20 protein-coding genes and 1 pseudogene are annotated in these 19,646 nt (G+C 69.7%); 5 read left to right on the top strand and 16 right to left on the bottom strand.

The window, feature by feature from the left end; translation table 11 throughout:
* Window positions 1-35 precede the first annotated feature (35 nt).
* The 3 genes and pseudogenes from WS61_RS17830 to gloB form a co-directional block, all read right to left on the bottom strand.
* Window positions 36-1,255 (bottom strand): annotated as a pseudogene (locus tag WS61_RS17830) (nitrate/nitrite transporter).
* A 159-nt stretch (window positions 1,256-1,414) separates the two neighbouring features.
* Entirely contained in the window at window positions 1,415-3,001 is a 1,587-nt protein-coding gene (locus WS61_RS17825) for a transglycosylase SLT domain-containing protein (protein WP_059501969.1), read from the bottom strand.
* 151 nt (window positions 3,002-3,152) lie between these two features.
* Entirely contained in the window at window positions 3,153-3,959 is an 807-nt protein-coding gene (gene gloB, locus WS61_RS17820) for a hydroxyacylglutathione hydrolase (protein ID WP_059501967.1), read from the bottom strand.
* Between the two features lie 18 nt (window positions 3,960-3,977).
* On the opposite strand from gloB, the gene WS61_RS17815 reads away from it, so the two are divergent.
* The 3 genes from WS61_RS17815 to dnaQ are packed head-to-tail and all read left to right on the top strand — an operon-like array spanning window position 3,978 to window position 6,021.
* Window positions 3,978-4,790 (top strand): class I SAM-dependent methyltransferase, encoded by an 813-nt coding sequence (locus WS61_RS17815; protein ID WP_059501965.1) that lies wholly within the window; start codon window positions 3,978-3,980, stop codon window positions 4,788-4,790.
* On the top strand, window positions 4,787-5,230 hold the full coding sequence (rnhA, locus tag WS61_RS17810) for a ribonuclease HI (protein ID WP_059501963.1): 444 nt from the start codon (window positions 4,787-4,789) through the stop codon (window positions 5,228-5,230). The genes WS61_RS17815 and rnhA overlap by 4 nt, the downstream gene beginning before the upstream one ends.
* Before the next feature lie 47 nt (window positions 5,231-5,277).
* Window positions 5,278-6,021: a DNA polymerase III subunit epsilon gene (gene dnaQ, locus WS61_RS17805; protein ID WP_059501961.1), complete on the top strand. Its 744-nt coding sequence runs from the start codon at window positions 5,278-5,280 to the stop codon at window positions 6,019-6,021.
* 34 nt (window positions 6,022-6,055) lie between these two features.
* Here dnaQ and WS61_RS17800 read toward each other — a convergent pair whose 3' ends face one another.
* The gene (locus tag WS61_RS17800) at window positions 6,056-6,388 is read right to left on the bottom strand and encodes a YnfA family protein (RefSeq protein ID WP_011545077.1); all 333 of its coding nucleotides are present in this window, start codon (window positions 6,386-6,388) and stop codon (window positions 6,056-6,058) included.
* A 537-nt stretch (window positions 6,389-6,925) separates the two neighbouring features.
* Here WS61_RS17800 and proP point away from each other — a divergent pair.
* On the top strand, window positions 6,926-8,416 hold the full coding sequence (gene proP / locus WS61_RS17795; RefSeq protein WP_059501960.1) for a glycine betaine/L-proline transporter ProP: 1,491 nt from the start codon (window positions 6,926-6,928) through the stop codon (window positions 8,414-8,416).
* 109 nt (window positions 8,417-8,525) lie between these two features.
* On the opposite strand, the gene WS61_RS17790 is transcribed toward proP, so the two are convergent.
* On the bottom strand, window positions 8,526-8,723 hold the full coding sequence (locus WS61_RS17790; protein ID WP_034207872.1) for a hypothetical protein: 198 nt from the start codon (window positions 8,721-8,723) through the stop codon (window positions 8,526-8,528).
* 175 nt (window positions 8,724-8,898) lie between these two features.
* Entirely contained in the window at window positions 8,899-9,528 is a 630-nt protein-coding gene (locus tag WS61_RS17785; protein ID WP_059501958.1) for a glutathione S-transferase family protein, read from the bottom strand.
* A gap of 171 nt (window positions 9,529-9,699) precedes the next feature.
* On the opposite strand from WS61_RS17785, the gene WS61_RS17780 reads away from it, so the two are divergent.
* On the top strand, window positions 9,700-10,911 hold the full coding sequence (locus WS61_RS17780) for a polyhydroxyalkanoate depolymerase (RefSeq protein WP_059501955.1): 1,212 nt from the start codon (window positions 9,700-9,702) through the stop codon (window positions 10,909-10,911).
* Window positions 10,912-10,918: 7 nt separating this feature from the next.
* Here the strand turns inward: WS61_RS17780 and WS61_RS17775 are convergent, their stop codons facing one another.
* The 10 genes from WS61_RS17775 to madM all read right to left on the bottom strand — a co-directional run bounded on the left by WS61_RS17775 (window position 10,919) and on the right by madM (window position 19,641).
* Complete coding sequence (locus tag WS61_RS17775) at window positions 10,919-11,566, bottom strand: phosphoribosyltransferase (protein WP_059502121.1); 648 nt, start codon at window positions 11,564-11,566, stop codon at window positions 10,919-10,921.
* A 124-nt stretch (window positions 11,567-11,690) separates the two neighbouring features.
* The gene (locus tag WS61_RS17770) at window positions 11,691-12,212 is read right to left on the bottom strand and encodes a phospholipase D-like domain-containing protein (RefSeq protein WP_059501953.1); all 522 of its coding nucleotides are present in this window, start codon (window positions 12,210-12,212) and stop codon (window positions 11,691-11,693) included.
* Between the two features lie 115 nt (window positions 12,213-12,327).
* Entirely contained in the window at window positions 12,328-13,260 is a 933-nt protein-coding gene (locus WS61_RS17765; protein ID WP_059501950.1) for an acyltransferase domain-containing protein, read from the bottom strand.
* Window positions 13,257-14,123, bottom strand: a complete 867-nt coding sequence (mdcB, locus tag WS61_RS17760; protein WP_059501948.1) for a triphosphoribosyl-dephospho-CoA synthase MdcB — start codon at window positions 14,121-14,123, stop codon at window positions 13,257-13,259. Before mdcB ends, WS61_RS17765 begins: the two co-directional genes overlap by 4 nt.
* On the bottom strand, window positions 14,120-14,788 hold the full coding sequence (mdcG, locus tag WS61_RS17755; RefSeq protein WP_059501945.1) for a malonate decarboxylase holo-[acyl-carrier-protein] synthase: 669 nt from the start codon (window positions 14,786-14,788) through the stop codon (window positions 14,120-14,122). Before mdcG ends, mdcB begins: the two co-directional genes overlap by 4 nt.
* Window positions 14,775-15,482, bottom strand: coding sequence for a biotin-independent malonate decarboxylase subunit gamma (mdcE, locus tag WS61_RS17750; RefSeq protein WP_059501942.1), 708 nt, complete (start codon window positions 15,480-15,482; stop codon window positions 14,775-14,777). The genes mdcG and mdcE overlap by 14 nt, the downstream gene beginning before the upstream one ends.
* Window positions 15,483-15,561: 79 nt before the next feature.
* Window positions 15,562-16,485 (bottom strand): biotin-independent malonate decarboxylase subunit beta, encoded by a 924-nt coding sequence (locus WS61_RS17745; RefSeq protein ID WP_059501940.1) that lies wholly within the window; start codon window positions 16,483-16,485, stop codon window positions 15,562-15,564.
* Window positions 16,482-16,796: a malonate decarboxylase acyl carrier protein gene (gene mdcC / locus WS61_RS17740; protein WP_059501938.1), complete on the bottom strand. Its 315-nt coding sequence runs from the start codon at window positions 16,794-16,796 to the stop codon at window positions 16,482-16,484. The genes WS61_RS17745 and mdcC overlap by 4 nt, the downstream gene beginning before the upstream one ends.
* Window positions 16,797-16,806: 10 nt before the next feature.
* Window positions 16,807-18,453: a malonate decarboxylase subunit alpha gene (mdcA, locus tag WS61_RS17735; RefSeq protein ID WP_059502119.1), complete on the bottom strand. Its 1,647-nt coding sequence runs from the start codon at window positions 18,451-18,453 to the stop codon at window positions 16,807-16,809.
* 420 nt (window positions 18,454-18,873) lie between these two features.
* Window positions 18,874-19,641 carry a malonate transporter subunit MadM gene (madM, locus tag WS61_RS17730; RefSeq protein WP_059501937.1) on the bottom strand — a complete coding sequence of 256 codons (768 nt, stop codon included), beginning with the start codon at window positions 19,639-19,641 and terminating at the stop codon, window positions 18,874-18,876.
* Window positions 19,642-19,646 lie beyond the last annotated feature (5 nt).

Here is a 19,646-nt window from a genome sequence, read left to right as displayed (position 1 = left end):
TCCGGGGCTGCCCTACCCGCCAGCGTACCGCCGGATCAGTGCGCTTGGCCAGTGCCGCGCGCGGGCCACGCGTACCAGACCGCACTCGCGAGCTGCAGCGCGAGCAGCACGCCCCAGGCGGTGAAGTGCGCAGCCGCCGGATAACGGCCGTCGACCGCCGGCCAGTGCGACAGCACGGCGCCGACGCCGATCTGGAATGCGAAGATCAGCAGGAAGATCACGAGCGTGAGCGTCGTGTTCGCGCGGCCGATCAGATGGGCGGGAAAATGGCCGGCCATCACCGCGTAGGTCAGGATGCCCACGCCGCCGAACATGCCGTAGGCGGCCCACAGCAGGGCCGGCGGCAACGGCACGCGCGCGACGATCGCGAGCTGCGTCGCGACGAACAGCGCCATGCCGATACCGCACGTTGCATAGACCGACACGCCGCGCCGCTCGAGCACGCGCGCCGCCGCGCCGAAGCCGACGCAGCCGGCCATCATCGCGAAGCCGAGCACCGACACGAGGCGCGCGGCATGCGGCGCATCGAACCCGCCGACATCGCGCAGATACGGGCCGACCCACAGCGACTGCATCGCATAGAACACGCCCTGCGTGACGACGGAAAACGACGAGATCTTCCAGAACGCGCGGCTGCTCAGGATGTGCCACGTGCCCTTGAACTGGCTGACGAGCCCGCCCTGATGGCGCGCCTGCTGCGCGTCGGGCGCCCCGAAGCCGATCGACGCCGCCACGACCACCGTCAGCGCCGCGAGGCCGAAACAGATCGCGCGCCAGCTCGTCCAGCCGAGCAGCCAGGCCAGCGGCGAGCCGACCATCACGCCGCCGAGGCCGCCCACGGCCATCACGAGGCCGTTGACGAGCGGCAGCCGGCCGACCGGGAAATGCTGCGCGAGCGCCTTGAACGCCGCGCCGAGGCACACCGATACGCCGACGCCGATCAGCAGAGGCGGCCGACCATCATCGTGCCGATGCCGTGCGCCGCGCCGAACACGGCCGCGCCGGCCGCCGCGAACAGCAGCATGCCGGCCGTCACGCGGCGCGGGCCGAAGTGGTCGAGCATCACGCCGGCCGGAATCTGCGCCCCGGCGAAGCCGAGGAAATAGAGGCTGGTGAGCAGGCCGAGATCGGCGGCCGACAGCCCGAGCTCATGCGTGACGAACGGCGCGAAGCCCAGATTGACGCCGCGAAACACGTACGACACGAAATACCCGACCGAAAACAGCGCGAGCACCCTCACCTGCACCGACGACATCGCTTCCCCTTGTCATATGAAGACGCACGACGCCACGCTGCCGCGCCGCGCACAAACGAAAACGCCGTCACCTCGGTGACGGCGTTTCGTCGAATTCGTCGGATGATAGCGCAATCGTGCGGGCCTTACCGGCCGCCACGCTGCGCGCACCCGCCGCGCTTACTTCTTCTTGCCCTTGTGCGCGGTGGTCTTGGCCGGCGCGGCTTTCGCGGCAGCGGCTTTCGCGGGAGCGGCCTTCGCCGGCTTCGCCGACGACTTGGCGCCGCCGCGCTTGCCGTGCGACTTGCCGCCCACCGCTAGGCTCGCGCGCTCGATGTGCGCACCGCCCGTCGACGTCGCGATCCGCTCCGGGCCGGGTTCCGCCGGCACCGCACGGCCGACCGGCACGTGCAGCACGAGCGTCTGGCCCGGCATCGCGAGATCGCGGTGCGTACGGTTCCACGCCTTCAACTGACCGACCGACACGCCGTAGCGGCCGGCGATCGCCGCCATCGACTGCTTGCGGCGCACGCGGATCAGCATCTTGCGCGTATCGGGTACGTCCGGCTCCATTGCGAGCGCGCCGTTTTCGGCGACGTCGGCGCTGATGTCCTCGTCGTCGTCGTCGCCGCGCGGCACGACGATCGTCGAGCCCGGCTTCAGGCGCATGCCGGCCGGAATCTTGTTGACCGACATCAGCGTATCGGCGTCGACGCCGATCTTCTCGGCGATCGCGGCCGGGCGCGCACGCTCGCTGACCGTGTAGGTGGTCCACGACGACAGCTGGCCGCTGTAGGCCTTCAGGCTCTTCTCGAACGCGGACGCGTTGTCGAACGGCAGCAGGATCTGCGGCTCGGTCGCGCCGAGGATCACCGGTTTCGAGAACGACGGGTTCAGCGAGCGGAACTCGTCGAGCGGCAGGTTCGCGAGCTTCGCGGCCACCGCCACGTCGATGTCGCGCGACGTCGTGACCGTCACGAAATACGGGTGGTTCGGGATGTCGGGCAGCGTCAGGCCGTACTGCTGCGGGCTCGCGATGATGTTCTTCACCGCCTGCAGCTTCGGCACGTAGTTACGCGTCTCGTTCGGCATCCGCAGGCTCTGGTAGTCGGTCGGCAGGCCGGCCGCCTGGTTGCGCGCGATCGCGCGCTGCACGTTGCCTTCGCCCCAGTTGTACGCGGCCAGCGCCAGATACCAGTCGCCGAACATATCGTGCAGGCGGGACAGGTAGTCGAGCGCGGCGCTCGTCGAGGCGAGCACGTCACGGCGCTCGTCCTGCCACATGTTGCGCTTCAGGTTGTACGTGCGGCCGGTACCGGGCATGAACTGCCACATGCCGGCCGCTTTCGCGACCGACAGCGCCTGCGGGTTGTACGCGGACTCGATGAACGGCAGCAGCGCGAGCTCGGTCGGCATGTGACGCGCCTCGAGCTCCTCGACGATGTGATACAGGTACTTCTGCGAGCGCTCGGTCATGCGCTGCACGTAATCGGGCCGCTGCGTGTACCAGGTCGTCTGCATGTCGACGAGATCGCTCTGCAGGTCGGGCATCTGGAAGCCGCGGCGGATGCGCGCCCAGAGATCGGAGTCTGCACTGGTCAAGTCGCCGACGGATTGCTTGTCGACGTCGACAGTTTCTTTGGCGGTGGCTGATTTACGGAGGTAGTTGGACGTCGCCTGCGAATCGGCGGCGTTGTTGGCGACAGGGGGCTGGCTCGCACACGCGGCGAGTAGTAGCACCACCATCGCACTCAATATAAGTCGCATGAAAATCTCGGCTTCCGACGGCTGGAAATTGCAGGCGATACTACGGAAGTGCGTGCTTCACGTCAATAAAAACACCGAAAACTCAGCGAAATCCTACATTTGGAGCAATTTTTACAGACACCGCTTGAGCTTTGGAGTCCTCCGGAAAACGTCATCGAAACCGGTTTTTCCATTCGCGCATCAGCGTGAACGCCGCCAGACGATCCGTCACCGTTTCGTGCAGCTCGGCCTCGAGCGTCGCGCGGATCGCCGCGCTGTCCGCCCGCATGAACGGGTTAACGGCACGCTCGTGAGCGATCGTAGTGGGCAGCGTGGGCACGCCACGCGCACGCAGCGCCTGCGCGTCGTCGCGCCACGCGGCGAGTGCCGCATTGCCGGGCTCGCACGCGAGCGCGAAGCGGATGTTCGACAGCGTGTATTCGTGTGCACAATGCACGCGGGTGTCGCCCGGTAGTGCCGCAAGCGCGTCGAGCGACGCGAGCATCTGCGCGGGCGTGCCTTCGAACAGGCGGCCGCAGCCGCACGAGAACAGCGTGTCGCCGCAAAACACGTGCGGCACCGCATTGCCCTGCCCGGCCCGCTGGAAATACGCAATATGGCCGCGAGTATGACCCGGCACGTCGAGCACGTCGAATGCGACGGCCGGTGCGTCGAGCGTCACGCGATCGCCGCCCGAGAGCGGCCGCGTGACCACGTCGATCGCCTCGGCCGCGGGGCCGTAAACGGCGAGCGGAGCATCGGCCGGTTGGCTATTGCGCAGCGCCTCGACACCGCCGACGTGGTCGGCGTGGTGGTGCGTGAGTAAAATAGCGGACAACCGCCAGCCTCGTTCGGCAAGAACCCGGCGTACGGGCGCGGCTTCACCCGGGTCGACGGCGATCGCATCGCGGCCGTCCGAGACGAGCCAGATATAGTTGTCTTCGAATGCCGGAACCGGCACGTATTCCAGCTCGTTCATGGGCGCGCAATCATCGTTATGTCTGACCGTCAAATTATAGACTGGCCCGCCTGGACCGACTCGCCGCCCGGCCGCTACGTGCTGGGCTGGGAACAGGCGCAGCTCGACCGGATCGTGTCCGACGTCTTCGGCTTCCACGCGCTGCAGCTCGGCTTGCCGCAGCTCGACGCGCTGCGCGAGAACCGCATGCCGTGTCGCGGCCTGGTGCTCGACCCGGCGAGCGGCGCGAGCGCGCCGTATCAGTATCCGCGGGCGCGCGAAGCGCACACGGCGGCCCACGCACCTGCCGATCGCAGCACGATCTGGTGCGACCTGCTCGACCTGCCGTTCGAGTCGCAGAGCGTCGACCTGATCGTGATGCCGCACACGCTCGAATTCACGTCCGATCCGCACCGCCTGCTGCGCGAGGCCGAGCGCGTGCTGATGCCGGAAGGCCAGCTCGTGATCACCGGCTTCAACTCGCTCAGTCTGTGGGGCATGCGGCAGTCGTTCGGGCGCATGGCGAACCGCCCGTTCGTGCCGGCCACGCGCGACCAGATCGCGTTCATCCGGCTCAAGGACTGGATCAAGCTGCTCGGCTTCGACCTCGAACGCGGCCGCTTCGGCTGCTACCGGCCGCCGCTCGCCACCGACCAGTGGCTGGCCCGCTACGGCTTCATGGAGGCCGCCGGCGACCGCTGGTGGCCGATCTTCGGCGCCGTCTACATGGTGACGGCCGTCAAGCGCGTGCGCGGCATGCGTCTCGTCGGCCCGATCAGGATGAAGAAGCCCGTGCTCGCACCGGGCCTGACGCCGGCGGCCTCCCCGACCACCCATCAAGAACGTTCATGACAACCGACACCATCGACATCTATACCGACGGCGCCTGCAAGGGCAACCCCGGCCCCGGCGGCTGGGGCGCGCTGCTGCGCTACGGCGCCCAAGAAAAGGAACTGTTCGGCGGCGAGCCGAACACGACCAACAACCGCATGGAGCTGATGGGCGTGATCGCCGCGCTCGAGGCGCTCAAGCGGCCGTGCCGGGTGATCGTGCATACCGACTCGCAATACGTGCAGAAAGGCATCAGCGAGTGGATCCACGGGTGGAAGAAGAAAGGCTGGGTGACCGCGGCGAAGACGCCCGTGAAGAACGCCGACCTGTGGAAGCGGCTCGACGCGCTCGTCGTGCAGCACGACGTCGAATGGCGTTGGGTGAAGGGCCACGCGGGCCACCCCGAAAACGAACGCGCCGACGCGCTCGCGAATCGCGGCGTCGAATCGCTCGCTGCCTGACTCCGCCCCCCCCTCTCTTTCCCGATTTATCCGCCGATTTATCCGACATGCGCCAGATCATTCTCGATACCGAAACCACCGGCCTGAACGCCCGCACGGGCGACCGCCTGATCGAAATCGGCTGCGTCGAGCTGCTGAACCGACGGCTCACCGGCAACAATCTCCACATCTATGTGAACCCCGAGCGCGACAGCGATCCGGGCGCACTGGCCGTGCACGGCCTCACGACCGAGTTCCTCAGCGACAAGCCGAAGTTCGCGGAAGTCGTCGACCAGATCCGCGACTTCGTGAAGGGCGCCGAGCTGATCATCCACAACGCGCCGTTCGACCTTGGCTTCCTCGACGCCGAATTCGCGCGGCTCGGCCTGCCGCCGTTCACCGAGCATTGCGGCGGCGTGATCGACACGCTGGTGCAGGCCAAGCAGATGTTCCCCGGCAAGCGCAATTCGCTCGACGCGCTGTGCGACCGCTTCGGCATCAGCAACGCGCACCGCACGCTGCACGGCGCACTGCTCGACTCGGAGCTGCTCGCCGAGGTGTATCTCGCGATGACGCGCGGCCAGGACAGCCTCGTGATCGACATGCTCGACGACACGGGCACCGACGGCGGCACCGCGAACGGCCAGCGCGTGTCGCTCGCCGCGCTCGACCTGCCGGTCATCGCGGCAAGCGACGACGAGTTGGCCGCGCACCAGACGCAGCTCGACGAACTCGACAAGTCGGTCAAGGGCGCCTGCGTGTGGCGCCAGTCCGCCGACACGGAAGCAGCGGACGCCGCCCAGGCCGCCTGACACGGCACCCACCCCGCCGCGCGTGCGGCCGCGCCTACGCGCGCGGCTGCAGCGCGATCACCGCCATCCCGCCGAGCGCGAGCACCGCGCCGGCCACGTCCCAGCGGGTCAGCGCGACGCCGTCGACCACCCGCAGCCAGATCAGCGCCACCGCGATATACACGCCGCCGTACGCGGCATAAGTGCGCCCCGCCGCGCTCGGGTGCAGCGTCAGCAGCCACGCGAACAGCGCGAGTGACAGGGCGGCCGGCACCAGCAGCCACGCCGGGCGCCCGGCCTTCAGCACGAGCCACGGCAGATAGCAGCCGACGATTTCGGCCAGCGCAGTAGCGGCGAACAGCGCCGCGATCCTCATCAGTTCGGTCATCCGGTTCCTCGCGAATTCAGCCCCGTCGCGACGGGCGGCGCGGCCGCGCCGCGCGCCGCCGATCATACCCGAGCGGGCCGCGCCGGATCCCCCGTCCGACGGGCGACTCCGGTCAATTTGCACGATCGTCCGTCATCGTGCTATCATGTCGCCTGTTTCAACATTCAATCTCTGTCTTTTCGATTTTGAGAGAAGTCCGTCCGCCCGCTGCGGGCCGGTGCCTCGATCGAAATTGCATCCACAGGAAAGCCCGCCCGACAGGCCCGCTTTTCTCGTTTCGCTGCCCCTCCGGGGCGTTGCCGGAACGCCGGACCCTCGTCCGCACCGGCATCTGCCGCCTGCATCACGCGGCCCTTTCTTCATGAGCGCACTGTCGCGACGGCCCATCGGGCCCGCGTCGAAGCAGCCCCTTGGCCCTTTGCTGCGCCTTGCGCAGTCAGTGCTTGATGGTCTGCCCCGACGCGCAGCACACGACCCCGCGCTCGCCGGCAAACCGTGTCGGACGGCCTGCCCGTTCCGGCGCTGTCAAAGGAGTGCATGACCTTGACCGCAACACACGTCAGCCCGACCGCTGTCTCTTCCCCCGCTTCGTCGTCCACCGAAGCCCCGCTCGCCGTGGACGACATCACCGTCGTCGACCAGAGCCTGCTCAAGCGCGCCGTCAGCGCGATGGCCATCGGCAATGCGATGGAATGGTTCGACTTCGGCGTCTACAGCTATATCGCCGTCACGCTCGGCAAGGTGTTCTTCCCGTCCAGCAGCCCGTCCGCGCAGTTGCTCGCCACCTTCGGCACGTTCGCGGCCGCGTTCCTCGTGCGCCCGCTCGGCGGCATGGTCTTCGGCCCGCTCGGCGACCGCATCGGCCGCCAGCGCGTGCTCGCCGCCACGATGATCATGATGGCCGTGGGCACCTTCGCGATCGGCCTGATCCCGAGCTACGCGTCCATCGGCATCATGGCGCCCGTGCTGCTGCTCGTCGCCCGCCTGGTGCAGGGCTTCTCGACCGGCGGCGAGTACGGCGGCGCCGCCACCTTCATCGCCGAGTTCTCCACCGACAAGCGTCGCGGCTTCATGGGCAGCTTCCTCGAATTCGGCACGCTGATCGGCTATGTGCTGGGCGCCGGCGTCGTCGCGCTGCTCACCGCGTCGCTGTCGCAGGAGGCGCTGCTGTCGTGGGGCTGGCGCGTGCCGTTCCTGATCGCCGGCCCGCTCGGCCTGATCGGTCTCTACATCCGGATGAAGCTCGAGGAAACGCCCGCGTTCAAGCGCCAGGCCGAAGAGCGCGAAGCGCAGGACAAGGCCGTGCCGAAGGCGCGCTTTCGCGAAACGCTGCTGCGCAACTGGCGTGCGCTGCTGCTGTGCGTCGGCCTCGTGCTGATCTTCAACGTGACCGACTACATGGTGCTGTCGTACTTGCCGAGCTTCATGTCGTCGACGCTGCATTTCGACGAATCGCACAGCCTCGTGCTGGTGCTGATCGTGATGGTGCTGATGATGCCGATGACGCTGTACGCCGGCCGCCTGTCGGACAAGATCGGCCGCAAGCCGGTGATGCTCGCCGGCTGCGTCGGCCTGCTGGTGCTGTCGATCCCGTCGCTGATGCTGATCCATGCGGGCACCACGGCGTCGGTGTTCGGCGGCCTGCTGATCCTCGGCGTGCTGCTGTCGTGCTTCACCGGCGTGATGCCGTCGGCGCTGCCCGCGCTGTTCCCGACCGAGATCCGCTACGGCGCGCTCGCGATCGGCTTCAACGTGTCGGTGTCGCTGTTCGGCGGCACGACGCCGCTCGTCACCGCGTGGCTCGTCGACGTGACGCACAACCTGATGATGCCCGCGTACTACCTGATGGGCGCCGCGCTGATCGGCGTCGTGTCGGTCGTCGCGCTCGCCGAAACCGCGCGCCAGCCGCTGAAGGGCTCGCCGCCGGCCGTCGCGACGCGCCACGAAGCGCACCAGCTCGCGCGCCAGTTGCGCGAGGAGAACGACGAGGCGGACATCTACGGCATCGCGACGCCCGCACGCGCATGAGCGTCACCCAATGAAAAAGCCCCGGCCGAAGCCGGGGCCCGATCGAACCCGATCCGCCCGACCGGCTTGCGCCGGCCGGGCTTTTTTCATTCGCGCGCCGCGAACGTGCTCATGCGTGCGCTTCGCAGTGACGGCAGAAGATCAGCGCGCGCGAGCGCGACACGGCCGCCTGCGCGCCGCGCGCCGCGACGATCAGCCCGACCTGGCCGAGATTGAAATCGCGCTCGACCATCAGCTGCGCCAGCGCGGCAAGCGGCAACACGACGGACGGGTGGTACAGACTCGATTCGATCAGGGCTTTCATCATCGGCTCCATCTGGCAACGCGTAATTCGATGGAGTGGATTCTAGGGATCGGTCGCCTCCGGATAAACAGCGCGAATGCGAAGTCACTTGTCAGCCGCCGAGAACAATCGGCCGCGACTGGCCGGACAAGGGCCGGCGGCGTTCAACGTCGTTATGCGACGGCCCGGCGCGCGAATCCTAGACGAGCGGCGTTTCGACGAAGGCCGGCAGCGCTTCCGCCCGCGCGGAATGCTCGGCGAGCGCCGGATAACGGGCCGGATCGATCCGCGCGAGCACCGGGTAATCGGCGGCCATGAATTGCGTGAAACGCCACGCCACCGCGACCGTCACGTCGGACTGCAGCAGCCGCGCGCCGCCGAACCAGCCGTTGGTGGCCGCGACCAGCGGCTCCAGTGCGCCGTATGCGGCTTCGAGCTGGCTCAGCACGCGCTCGACCCACGGTTCGTGCTGCTTGTCCGACGGCCGCAGCGCCTGCTCGTAGACGACCTGCACGGTTTTCTCGGCGGCGGCCAGCGCAAACCCGATCGGCACCAGCGCGCGCAGCCGGGCATCGACGGCGTCAGGCAGCAGGCGCCGCTCCGGCGGGGCCAGATGGTCGAGATAGTCGACGATCAGCGACGAATCGATCAGCGTCGCGCCGCCGTCGGTCACGAGCGTCGGCGCCTTGACAACCGGGTTGATCGTCCTGAATTGCTCGACATGACGAAACACCGAGATCGACTCGTGTTCGAACGGCAGGTCGAGCAGCTTCGCCGAAATGGCGACACGGCGCACGAACGGGGAATCCAGCATGCCGATCAGCTTCATCGCAAACGCTCCGCTTCGAGGAAATGGGACCGACGACTGTAGCAGCGTCGCGCGGCAGTGCCTAGCGTGCCGTTCGCTCGACACGCATCGGCCGGCCGCGCATCGGGCTCGCGCTGCCCGTCCACAGTGACCATAATGCAGGTTCACGCTCCTTCCGCCCCAGGGTCCGCCATGTGGTATGCCGTCGTCGAGCAGCAGCGGGAATGGATGCGCGCATGGCGCGCGGCGACGCGATACGCGTTCGATGCGTGGCCCGCGGCGTCGCTGCCGCATGCCGCGTCGTCGTGCTACGACGACCTGTTCGAACCGCTGCTCGGGCCGCAGGCCGCGCCGCCGGGCTTCGACCTCGCGTGGCCGGACGTCGGCGAGCAAGTCGTCGCGCACACGCCGTTTTGCGATTTGCGGCGCTTCGCGCACGCCGATGCGCGCCGCACGGTATTGCTGTGCGCGCCGCTCGTCGGGCACGCGGCCGTGATGATGCGGGAAACCGCCGAAACGCTGCTCGCCGATGGCGACGTCTGCGTGACCGACTGGCGCAATGCGCGCGACGTGCCGCTCGCGGCAGGCCGTTTCGGGCTCGACGAGTACGTCGCGATGCTCGACGGCTTCGTCGCCACCCTCCAGCGCGACGATCGGCCGCTGCACGTCGTCGCCGTGTGCCAGGCGACCGTCCCGGCGCTCGGCGCACTCGCGCTGCGTGCCGCGCGCGGCCTCGCGCCGCCCGCGAGTATCACGCTGATCGGCGGCCCGCTCGACGCGCGGCTGAACCCCAGCGCGCTCGGCGCCGCAGCCGCCGCCCATTCGCTCGACTGGTGCCGGCGCCACCTGATCGACATCGTGCCGCCCGGCTTCGCGGGGCACGGCCGCGCCGTGTTCCCGACCTATCTGCAACAGGGCGAGATCGCGCTCCTGTATCCGCAACGCTTTCTGACGCTGATCGAAGCCTACGCGCTGGCGGCGTCGCGTTTCGACATGAACGGGCTTGCCGACGCCCGGCGGGCGCTGCGCGAATACACGGCGCTGCTCGACATGCCGGCCGACTATTTTCTCGACACGATCGACGTCGTGTTCCAGCGCATGCTGCTCGCGACCGGCGCGTGGCGCGTGCGCGGCCGGCGCGTCGAACCCGCCGCGCTGCGCGACGTCATGCTGCTGACCGTCGAAGGCGCCCGCGACGCAGTCACGGGCGCCGGGCAGACGCATGCGGCGCTCGGCCTGTGCAGCGGCCTGTCGGCCGACGAGCGTCATCGCGTCGACATCGACGATTGCGATCACTACGGGCTGTTTACGGGGCCACGCTGGCACGGCAACGTCCATCCGGCGCTGCAGCGCGTGTTCGCGCTGGCGGAAGCCGGCCGAGCGCGCCGGAGCCGTCGGACGTGACGCCGCGTCAGGGGCGCGCCGCGTCGAGCAGCGCGCGCACCTCGTCGTCGCTCGTCTGCTCGAATCGCGCGTAGAACTGGCTGATCCCGAAGAACCGCAGCGGCTGCGACACCGTGACGAACGCGTCGGCCAGGCCGTCGAACGCGTGCGCCGCACCCGCCGGTGCGACCGGCACCGCCGCGACGATGCGCGCCGGGTGGCGCTCGCGCAGCGCCTGCAGCGCGACGCGCATCGACGCGCCGGTCGCGACGCCGTCGTCGACGACGATCGCGATGCATCCGTCCACCGCCTGCGGCGGCACCGCGCCGCGATACAGCGCTTCGCGGCGCTGCAGTTCGGCCGTCTCGCGCGCGATCACGTCGGCGAGTTGCGTATCGGATACGTCCATCGCGCGGATCACCGAACGTTGCAGATGGGTCGCGCCGCCCGTCGCGATCGCGCCCATCGCGAACTCGGGGTCGGACGGCACGCCGAGCTTGCGCACGACCAGCACGTCGAGCGGCGCGTGCAGCGCGCACGCGACCGGATACGCGACAGGCACGCCGCCGCGCGGTAACGCGAGCACGACCACATCGCTTCGCCCCGCGTATTCGCGCAACGCGTCCGCCAGTTGGCGGCCGGCATCGGCGCGATCGGCAAAACTGCTTTCGGTCACGATCGACTCCCTGCCGTTGCGCCGGGTGCGCACAACCTGCGCCGGCGCCTGTCAACGAGGATGGCTCATCGCTCGCGCCGATGCAAGCAGGGTCATACCGGCGCGCGATGCGCCGCGGAAAGGGTCAGAGGCCGCCGGCCTGCCGGTACAGCCGCCAGAACGACTGCGCGTAGGACTGTGCGAGTTCGGGCGCGCGCCGGAACACGTTCACCGTGTCGGCGTGCTCGGCCGCACCGTCGGACAGGGTCGTCAACGCGACGCTGTCGTCGACGATCGCGAAACGCGACGCGGGGCCGCCGTGCCGGGAATCGATCGCGACGTCGATGCCCGCGGATTTCAGATAGCCGGCGCCGCTGTACCGGCCTGCACGCGGCGGGCGCACCAGCACGACGCGCACTTCGATCCCGCGCGCGCGGGCCGAGCGCAGCGCGCTCGCGACAGCCGGCGGCACCTGCGTATAGCCGGCCAGCAGCACGCGGCGCTGCGCCTGTTCGATCAGATCGACGGTCGCGTCGGCCGCCGCGCTGTCATACGAAAAGTACGTGCCGACCGATGCGGCGTCGGACGGAATGTGGCTGGCGTGGACGCTCGTCGCGCAACAGAACGCGGCGAGAAAGAAGGCGGCTGGTCTCATGGCGGGCGCCATTGTAGCGACGCCAATTCGCGTGGCAAGGGGCGGCTGCGACGCTGCTGCGCCGGCGCAACACACGGTGCGAAACAGGTGCCCGGCGGCGGGTTTCAGCCGGGTTTCAACCCGCCGATCAGCCGGCCGCGACGCGCGCGAGCCAGCTCGTCACGCCTTCGACGGAACGGAAATCCGCGAGGCTGCGTGCCGGCAGCGCGGGATACGCGCCGGCGGCCATCTCGGCCAGCGCGCGTCCGGGGCCGAGTTCGAGAAACGCGGTTGCGCCGGCCTCCACGCACGCGGCGAGACAGGCCGCCCACTCGACCGGCTCGGCGATCTGCCGCGCGAGCTTGTCGAGGCCCGCGTCGACATCGAGCACCGATGCGCCGTCGATCCCCGAAAACAGCCGCGTGCCGGGCACCGGCCGGCGCACGGGCGTCGCGGCCAGCGTCGCGCGGAATGCGGGTACGGCAGCCGCGAGCCGGCGTGTGTGCGATGCGATCCGCACGCAGACGGGCGCCACGCGCAGCGCGCCGGCACGGGTCGCATCGTCGGCCACGGCATCGACGTCGGCGCGCCGCCCCGCGACCACGAACGCATCGCCGGGATTCGCGATCGCGATGGCCGCGTCGCGACCGTCGCACATCTGCGCGAGTTGCGGGCGCGTCAGACCGCGCACGAACACCATCCGCTCGTCGCCGCCGCTCGCGGCATCCATCTCGCGGGCCCGCGCGGCGGCCAGATCGAGCGCATCGCGCGGGTCGATCATCCCCGCGACGCTCCACGAGCCGACCTCGCCGACGCTGTAGCCCGCGACGCAGCGCCGGCGCGGCCACACCGCATCGAGCAGCGCCGCCGCCGCGAGCGCCTGGACCGTGCAGAGAATCTGAGCAGCGCGGTTTTCCGACAGCGCGTCGGGTCCGGCTTGCCGGACCCACGCACGTGGATCGTCGCCGAGCAGGCGCCCCGCATGCACGAACAGTGCGTCGGCCTGCGGCGCCGAACCGGTCAGGTCGAACATGTCGGCGCGTTGCGCGCCCTGCCCCGAGCCCAGGATGGCCAGCGTCATCGCGCGTCCCCTTCGGCTTCGAGCGCATCGACGAATACGCTCATCGCGAGCAGGTCGGCCGCGCCGCCCGGGCTCAGCCGGCGCGCGACGAACGCACGATGCGCGGCCGCCGCGCGCAGCCGCCAGTCGCGCGCCCGCACGCCGCCGCGCGCGACGAACGCGCGGGCGGTCGCGCGGGCGAAATCGAGGCCGCCCTGCCCGCCCCGATGCAGAAGATTCGTGTCGTCGAGCACGGCGATCAGCGCGAAGCACGCGGCGACCCGCGCGGCTTCCGGATCGTCCGGCAGGTCGCGCCGTGCGCGGCGCAGCGCGGGCAGCCCGACCGCGTACACGGACGGGAAGCCCTCGGCCGCCTCGCGACGCGCTCCGCCGACACCGTAGCGGCGGCTGGCGCGCTCGCCATGGCTGTCCGGCAAGCGCGGGCCGCCGAGGATCTCGGCGCCCCAGCGGCCGGCCACGAACGCACCCAGCGTGGTGCCGTCCGGCATCGCGTCCGGCCGCGCGCGCCGGCCGGCGGCCGCGCACAGCAGCCCGAGCCCGAAGATCGCGCCGCGATGCGTGTTGACGCCGCCGGTCGCGGCGAGCATCGCGTGTTCGGCACGCAGGCCGATCTTGCGCAGCACGGCGATGTCCGCGTCGCGCGCGCCCGCGTCGGCGAGTTCCGCGAAATACGGCCGCAGCACGGCCGCGCTGCGCGCGAACGTCGCCGCGTCCATGTCCGCGTGACTGCCGGTGTCGACGTGACTGACGAGGCCCGGCTTCGGATAGGTCTCGATCTCGAGCACGAGGCTGCGCTCGGCCAGCGCGGCGATGCGCTCGGCATCGGACGGCGCCGCCAGGCGGCAGGCACCCCGTGCGCTCATCGCGTGCCTCCGGCGAATACATCGGCGCGCATCAGCTCGACGGCCAGCGCGGTCTTCACCGCGACTTCGGGCAACCGCGCGTGCAGTTCGCGCCAGTTGACGCCCGCGCCGTCGTCGCGCAGCAGTTCGCCGTCGATGCGCATCGGCGCGCGCGCGTCGATCGCCGCGAGACCGTCGAGCAACGGCGCGAGCGATGCGGGATCGGGCAGCGGGAATACGATGTCGAGATCGGATGAGGCGCTCAGGTAAGGCTCCCCCGTCAGCGCCTGCCATGCGAGGCTGCCGAACACGCGGCCCTGCACGCCGCAGCGCGCGCCGAGCGCATCGAGATCGCGCAACGGCGCCTGCCATGCGGCGGGCGCGGCGGCGCGCACGTCCGTCAACGTCGGCAGCGGACCGACCGTCGCGAGCGCATCGGCGGCCACGTTCAGCGCGATGCGCCGCTTGCCCGCCGACGGCGGCAGCGGCAGACCGAGCGGCACGCGGCCGGCATCGGCTTCATCCGGCGACGCGCGACGCACGATCAGCGGCCAGCCGCGTGCGGCCCATGCGCGAACGAGCGGGTCGCCCGCGAGCGCGGGGTCGCGGGCGAATGCCGCGCCCCACCCGGCCGCCGTCAGCGTGACCAACGTGTGGCGGCGCAGCGGCAGCTCAGCGGGCGGCACGCGCGAGTGCCTCGACGCGGGCGGCGACGTCGGTCGCGACCGGCCGGCCGCGCGCCGCGCGCCGGTCGATGCGCTCGGCCGGCTTGCCGAGCCATTCGCCGACCTGCGCGTCGAGCGCGCGGGACGGATCGAGCACGGCGTCGACGGCGCCCATCTTCACGAGATTGTCGAGCCCCGGCGCGAACACCGGTGTCGAACGCGCCATCTCCTTCAGCACGTCGATCGGCAGCTTGGTCACGCGCGACATCGACGGCAAATCCATCACCTCCGGCTCGGCGCCCGGCACGGCGAGCAGCGTGCGCGTCGCGAGCGCGGTCGCGATGAACGCGCCGGCGGCCGTGTGGCCGTACAGCACGCCGATCGTCCGGTGCCCGGCGAGATCCGCGTGCATCAGGCACTTCGCGAGATGCGACAGCCCTTCGTTCAGGCCGAGCAATTCGTCGCGCTTGCTCATCCGCTGGCTGTCGCTGTCGACCAGCACGAGAATCGGCGTGTCGCCGCCGCGCGCGACCGTATCGAGCACGTGCGACGCGAGCGTCAGCGCCTCGTCGATGCCGAACGGCAAGCGCTCGGCAACGCCGATCACGTCGACGCGCACGCCGGCCAGTTCCGCGTGGCCCGTCAGCAAGCCGCCGTTGCGCGCAATCGCATGGCCCGCGGGAAACAGCGCGTTCAGTACTTCATCGAGCGTCATGCTACCTCCCGCCGAGCCGCGCCAACGGAGGCAGGCGCCCCCTCGGGGGGCAGCGAACGAAGTGAGCGTGGGGGTCGTTTCATTTCTGCTCCTGTAACTGGTCGGCGAGCGTGGCGAATTCGTCGTCGGGCATGCCGGGAATCGCTTCCGGCCGATCCGCGCCGAGCATGCGCCACACGTCGAGCGCATCCTGGCAGGCGCCGAACCGCTCGACCCGCGCTTCGAGGCGCGCCTGCTCCGCGCGCAGCATCGCCGCATCGAACGCCGGCGCCCGGTCGATCAGCTCGAGCGCGGCCGCGCGGAACGCGTCCGGCGTATCGGCCACGTAACGATCGGCGCCGCCGATCAGCCGCCGGTGCTTGCCGCCCATCGTGCGCCAGATCAGCGCGCGATCCTTCGAATCGAATTCCTCGACGCCGCGATTGGTCTCGATCACTTCGGGGCCCGACACGCTGATGCGCCCCTGCTCGGACACCGCGAGCGCCGAACAGCACGCGGCGAGCAACCCGCCGCCGCCGTAGCAGCCCGCCCGCCCGCCGATCAGCCCGATCACGGGCACGCCGGCCGCACGCGCTTCGACGAGCGCGCGCATGATCTCGGCGATCGCGAGCTCGCCCGCGTTCGCTTCCTGCAGCCGCACGCCGCCCGTATCGAACAGGATCAGCACCGGCTTGCCGACTTCGCGCGCGGCGCGCAGCAACCCGACGAGCTTCGCGCCGTGCACTTCGCCGAACGCACCGCCCATGAAGCGGCCCTCCTGCGCGGCGACCAACACCGGCCGGCCGTCGAGCCGGCCGTGGCCGACCACCATCCCGTCGTCGAACTGCTGCGGCAGATCGAACAGCGGCAGGTGCGGGCTCGTCACGCGCTCGGCCGGCCCCAGGAATTCGCCGAAGCTGCCTGCGTCGAGCAGCCCGTCGATACGCTGCCGCGCCGACGCTTCGTACCAGCTCGCCGCGTTCGCGACGAACGCCGGCGCGTCGTGAATCACGTCGCTCATCATGCGTCTCCCTCGATCGCGCGCACGGCCTGCGCGAGCCGCAGCGACACCATGTCGGGGCGCGCGCCGCCGTCGTTGATCGACAGCCTCAGGCCGCCCGGCGTGCGCCGTTCGACGAAATCCGACACGACCGCCTGCCAGACCGCGCCGAAACCGACGGCCGCGGTGCGGATGTCGATCTCGCATTCGTTGCCGGGCAGCACGCGCTCGACCAGCACTTCGAGGTTGCCGGACGCGACCACGCCGACGAGCGCCGCGGCCTGCTCGCCCTTCGCGCGTTCGCGCGCGGTGAAGCGATAGTTCAACTGTTCCATGCCCTCTTCCTCACCAGTTGCGGAACCGGGCCGGCGGCGCATAGAGCCCGCCCGACCAGTGCACGAGATCCTTGATCGAACGCGCGGCAAGCCAGCGGCGGTCGGCGTCGAGCGGATCGATGCCGAGATCTTCCGGGCGACGGATCACGCCGCGCTCGCGCAGCCGTTCGACCAGCTTCCGGTCGCGGCCGCGGCCGACGTCCGTATAGCCGGCTACGCCGCGGATCGCGTGCTCGCGTTCGTCCTTGTCGCGGCACATCAGCAGGTTCGCGATCCCTTCCTCGGTGACGATGTGCGTGACGTCGTCGCCATACACCATGATCGGCGCGAGGTCGAGCTGCAGCTTGTCGGCGAGCTTCAGCGCGTCGAGCTTCTCGACGAACATCGGCACGTTCTTGTCGCCGAACGTCTCGCCGATCTGCACGACCAGCTTGCGGCCACGCCGCAGCGCGGCCGGCGTGTCGGGGTCGGCTTGCGCGCCGGCCTTCAGCCACGGCTCGCTCGGATGGCGGCGGCCGCGCGCGTCGCTGCCCATGTTCGGCGCGCCGCCGAAGCCGGCGATCCGCTCGGCCGTGACCGTCGACGAATGGCCTGCCAGGTCGATCTGCAACGTCGAGCCGATGAACATGTCGCATGCATAGAGGCCGGCCGTCTGGCAGAACGCGCGGTTCGAGCGCAGCGATCCGTCGGGGCCCGTGAACCACACGTCGGAGCGCGCACGGATGTAGTCGTCCATCCCGACTTCGGAGCCGAAGCAGTGGATCTGCTCGACCCAACCCGATTCGATCGCGGGAATCAGCGTCGGGTGCGGATTGAGCGCCCAGTGCGTGCAGACCTTGCCCTTCAGCCCGAGCTTCTCGCCGTAGGTCGGCAGCAGCAGCTCGATCGCGGCCGTGTTGAAGCCGATCCCGTGATTCAGGCGGCGAATGCCGTACGGCTCGTAGATGCCCTTGATCGCGAGCATCGCGGTCAGGATCTGCGTTTCGGTGATCGCGGCCGGATCGCGCGTAAACAGCGGCTCGACGTAGAACGGCCGGCCGGCCTCGACGACGAAATGCACGCGATCGCCCGGGATGTCGACGCGCGGCACCTTGTCGACGATGCGGTCGACCTGCGCGATCACGATGCCGTCCTTGAACGCGGTGGCCTCGACGACGGTCGGCGTGTCCTCCGTGTTCGGGCCGGTGTACAGGTTGCCGTCGGCGTCGGCGCTCACGGCCGCGATCAGCGCGACCTGCGGCGTGAGGTCGATGAAGTAGCGGGCGAACAGTTCGAGGTAGGTATGCACCGCGCCGAGCGCGATCTTGCCGCCGAACAGCAGCTTCGCAATGCGCTGCGACTGCGGGCCCGAATACGCGAAGTCGAGACGCTTCGCGATCCCGCGCTCGAACACGTCGAGATGCTCGGGCAGCACGACGCCCGACTGCACCATGTGCAGGTCGTGGATCTTCGCGCTGTCGACGTTGGCGAGCGCGGTGGCGAGCAGGTCGGCCTGCTTCTGGTTGTCGCCTTCGAGGCAGACGCGGTCGCCGGGCCGCAGCACCGCTTCGAGCAACGCGACGGTGTCGCGCGCATCGACCCGCTTGCCGTGCGCGTAGGCCGCGCCGGCCGCGAGGCGTGCATCGCGCGCCTGCCGCGCGTGATTCCATCCCGTCATGAACAGTTCTCCGCTTCGATGGTTCAGCGGCATTCTAAGCCTGGCGCCGCCGCCGATTGATGATGTTGCAGAATGCGACTCAGAGGACGCCGCGATGGATGCGGCCCGCGCGCGGGTCGCATCCATCGCCCTAGGGCCTGTTCACGCTAATAACGGGCTTGCGAACGTGCCTTTCCGCCCGCAGGGCAAGGAGAAAGGAGGCGCAATAGCCGTAGTTATTGCAACGACGAACGACGCCGCCATGCGGGCGGAAAGGCACGTTCCCCTGTTTGGAAAAAATTCGTTCGTGGGGCTGGCCCCCAGAAGGGCCGAGCGCCGCGTCATGCTCCTCGCGAATACGTCGAGTATTCGCTTCGTCGCAATCCTTGCGCTCGGCCCTTCTGGGAGCCAGCGCAAGCCCGTTATTAGCGTGAACAGGCCCTAGGCACCGACCAGCGCGCGCGTCGTGAAGAACAGCAGCGAAGGCCCGAGCAGGCAGCCGACGCCGGTATGGAACGTCGCGACCAGCGCGCCGTACGGAACGAGCCGGCGGTCGGTCGCGGCGAGCCCCGCACTCACGCCGCTGACGGTGCCGGCCAGCCCGCCGAAGATCATCGCGGAGCGCGGCGTCTTCAGGCCCATGAAGTTGGCCGCAACCGGCGTGCCGACCATCACGATGATCGCCTTGACGAGCCCCGTCGCGATGCTGAGCGCGATCACGTCGGAGCTCGCGCCGATCGCCGCACCCGTGACGGGCCCGACGATGTAGGTGACGGCGCCCGCGCCGATGGTCGTCATGCTGACCGCATCGGTATAGCCGAACGCGCGCGCGACGCACGCGCCGACGATGAACGGCAGCACGGTGCCGAGCAGCAGCGACACGACGCCGACGAGCCCGGCCTTGCGCGCCTCGGCCGGCTGCACTTCGAACGCGGTCGCGACGATCGCGAAATCGCGCAGCATCGCGCCGCCCATCAGGCCGATGCCGGCGAACAGCTTGACGTCGGCCAATCCCTTCTCGCCGCCGGTGAATGCGCCGCCGACGTACGCGAGCACGAGACCGATGACGATCGCGATCGCCGAGCCGTGCACGCGGCCGAACGTGAGCTTGCGCGATGCGATCGACGACAGCCACATGATCAGGCCGACCAGCGCGAACGACGCGACGAGCCCGTTGTGGGCGACGGTTTTTTCGAGCATCTGCAGCATGGCGG

This window comes from Burkholderia sp. ABCPW 11, assembly GCF_001523445.1.
Classification (GTDB): domain Bacteria; phylum Pseudomonadota; class Gammaproteobacteria; order Burkholderiales; family Burkholderiaceae; genus Burkholderia.
Note: the sequence above shows the minus strand (reverse complement) of the source record. Positions and strands in the feature narration are given on the sequence as shown.

What these genes read in the sequence shown, in the direction of transcription:
- proP (WP_059501960.1), top strand. Translation starts at nt 6,926, where the DNA reads ATGACCTTGACCGCAACACACGTCAGCCCGACCGCTGTCTCTTCCCCC.
- mdcB (WP_059501948.1), bottom strand. Translation starts at nt 14,123, where the DNA reads ATGAGCGCACGGGGTGCCTGCCGCCTGGCGGCGCCGTCCGATGCCGAG.
- WS61_RS17765 (WP_059501950.1), bottom strand. Translation starts at nt 13,260, where the DNA reads ATGACGCTGGCCATCCTGGGCTCGGGGCAGGGCGCGCAACGCGCCGAC.
- gloB (WP_059501967.1), bottom strand. Translation starts at nt 3,959, where the DNA reads ATGAACGAGCTGGAATACGTGCCGGTTCCGGCATTCGAAGACAACTAT.
- madM (WP_059501937.1), bottom strand. Translation starts at nt 19,641, where the DNA reads ATGCTGCAGATGCTCGAAAAAACCGTCGCCCACAACGGGCTCGTCGCG.
- mdcA (WP_059502119.1), bottom strand. Translation starts at nt 18,453, where the DNA reads ATGACGGGATGGAATCACGCGCGGCAGGCGCGCGATGCACGCCTCGCG.
- WS61_RS17770 (WP_059501953.1), bottom strand. Translation starts at nt 12,212, where the DNA reads ATGGCGCCCGCCATGAGACCAGCCGCCTTCTTTCTCGCCGCGTTCTGT.
- rnhA (WP_059501963.1), top strand. Translation starts at nt 4,787, where the DNA reads ATGACAACCGACACCATCGACATCTATACCGACGGCGCCTGCAAGGGC.
- dnaQ (WP_059501961.1), top strand. Translation starts at nt 5,278, where the DNA reads ATGCGCCAGATCATTCTCGATACCGAAACCACCGGCCTGAACGCCCGC.
- WS61_RS17825 (WP_059501969.1), bottom strand. Translation starts at nt 3,001, where the DNA reads ATGCGACTTATATTGAGTGCGATGGTGGTGCTACTACTCGCCGCGTGT.
- mdcE (WP_059501942.1), bottom strand. Translation starts at nt 15,482, where the DNA reads ATGACGCTCGATGAAGTACTGAACGCGCTGTTTCCCGCGGGCCATGCG.
- mdcC (WP_059501938.1), bottom strand. Translation starts at nt 16,796, where the DNA reads ATGGAACAGTTGAACTATCGCTTCACCGCGCGCGAACGCGCGAAGGGC.
- WS61_RS17780 (WP_059501955.1), top strand. Translation starts at nt 9,700, where the DNA reads ATGTGGTATGCCGTCGTCGAGCAGCAGCGGGAATGGATGCGCGCATGG.
- WS61_RS17815 (WP_059501965.1), top strand. Translation starts at nt 3,978, where the DNA reads ATGTCTGACCGTCAAATTATAGACTGGCCCGCCTGGACCGACTCGCCG.
- WS61_RS17745 (WP_059501940.1), bottom strand. Translation starts at nt 16,485, where the DNA reads ATGATGAGCGACGTGATTCACGACGCGCCGGCGTTCGTCGCGAACGCG.
- WS61_RS17790 (WP_034207872.1), bottom strand. Translation starts at nt 8,723, where the DNA reads ATGATGAAAGCCCTGATCGAATCGAGTCTGTACCACCCGTCCGTCGTG.
- WS61_RS17785 (WP_059501958.1), bottom strand. Translation starts at nt 9,528, where the DNA reads ATGAAGCTGATCGGCATGCTGGATTCCCCGTTCGTGCGCCGTGTCGCC.
- WS61_RS17800 (WP_011545077.1), bottom strand. Translation starts at nt 6,388, where the DNA reads ATGACCGAACTGATGAGGATCGCGGCGCTGTTCGCCGCTACTGCGCTG.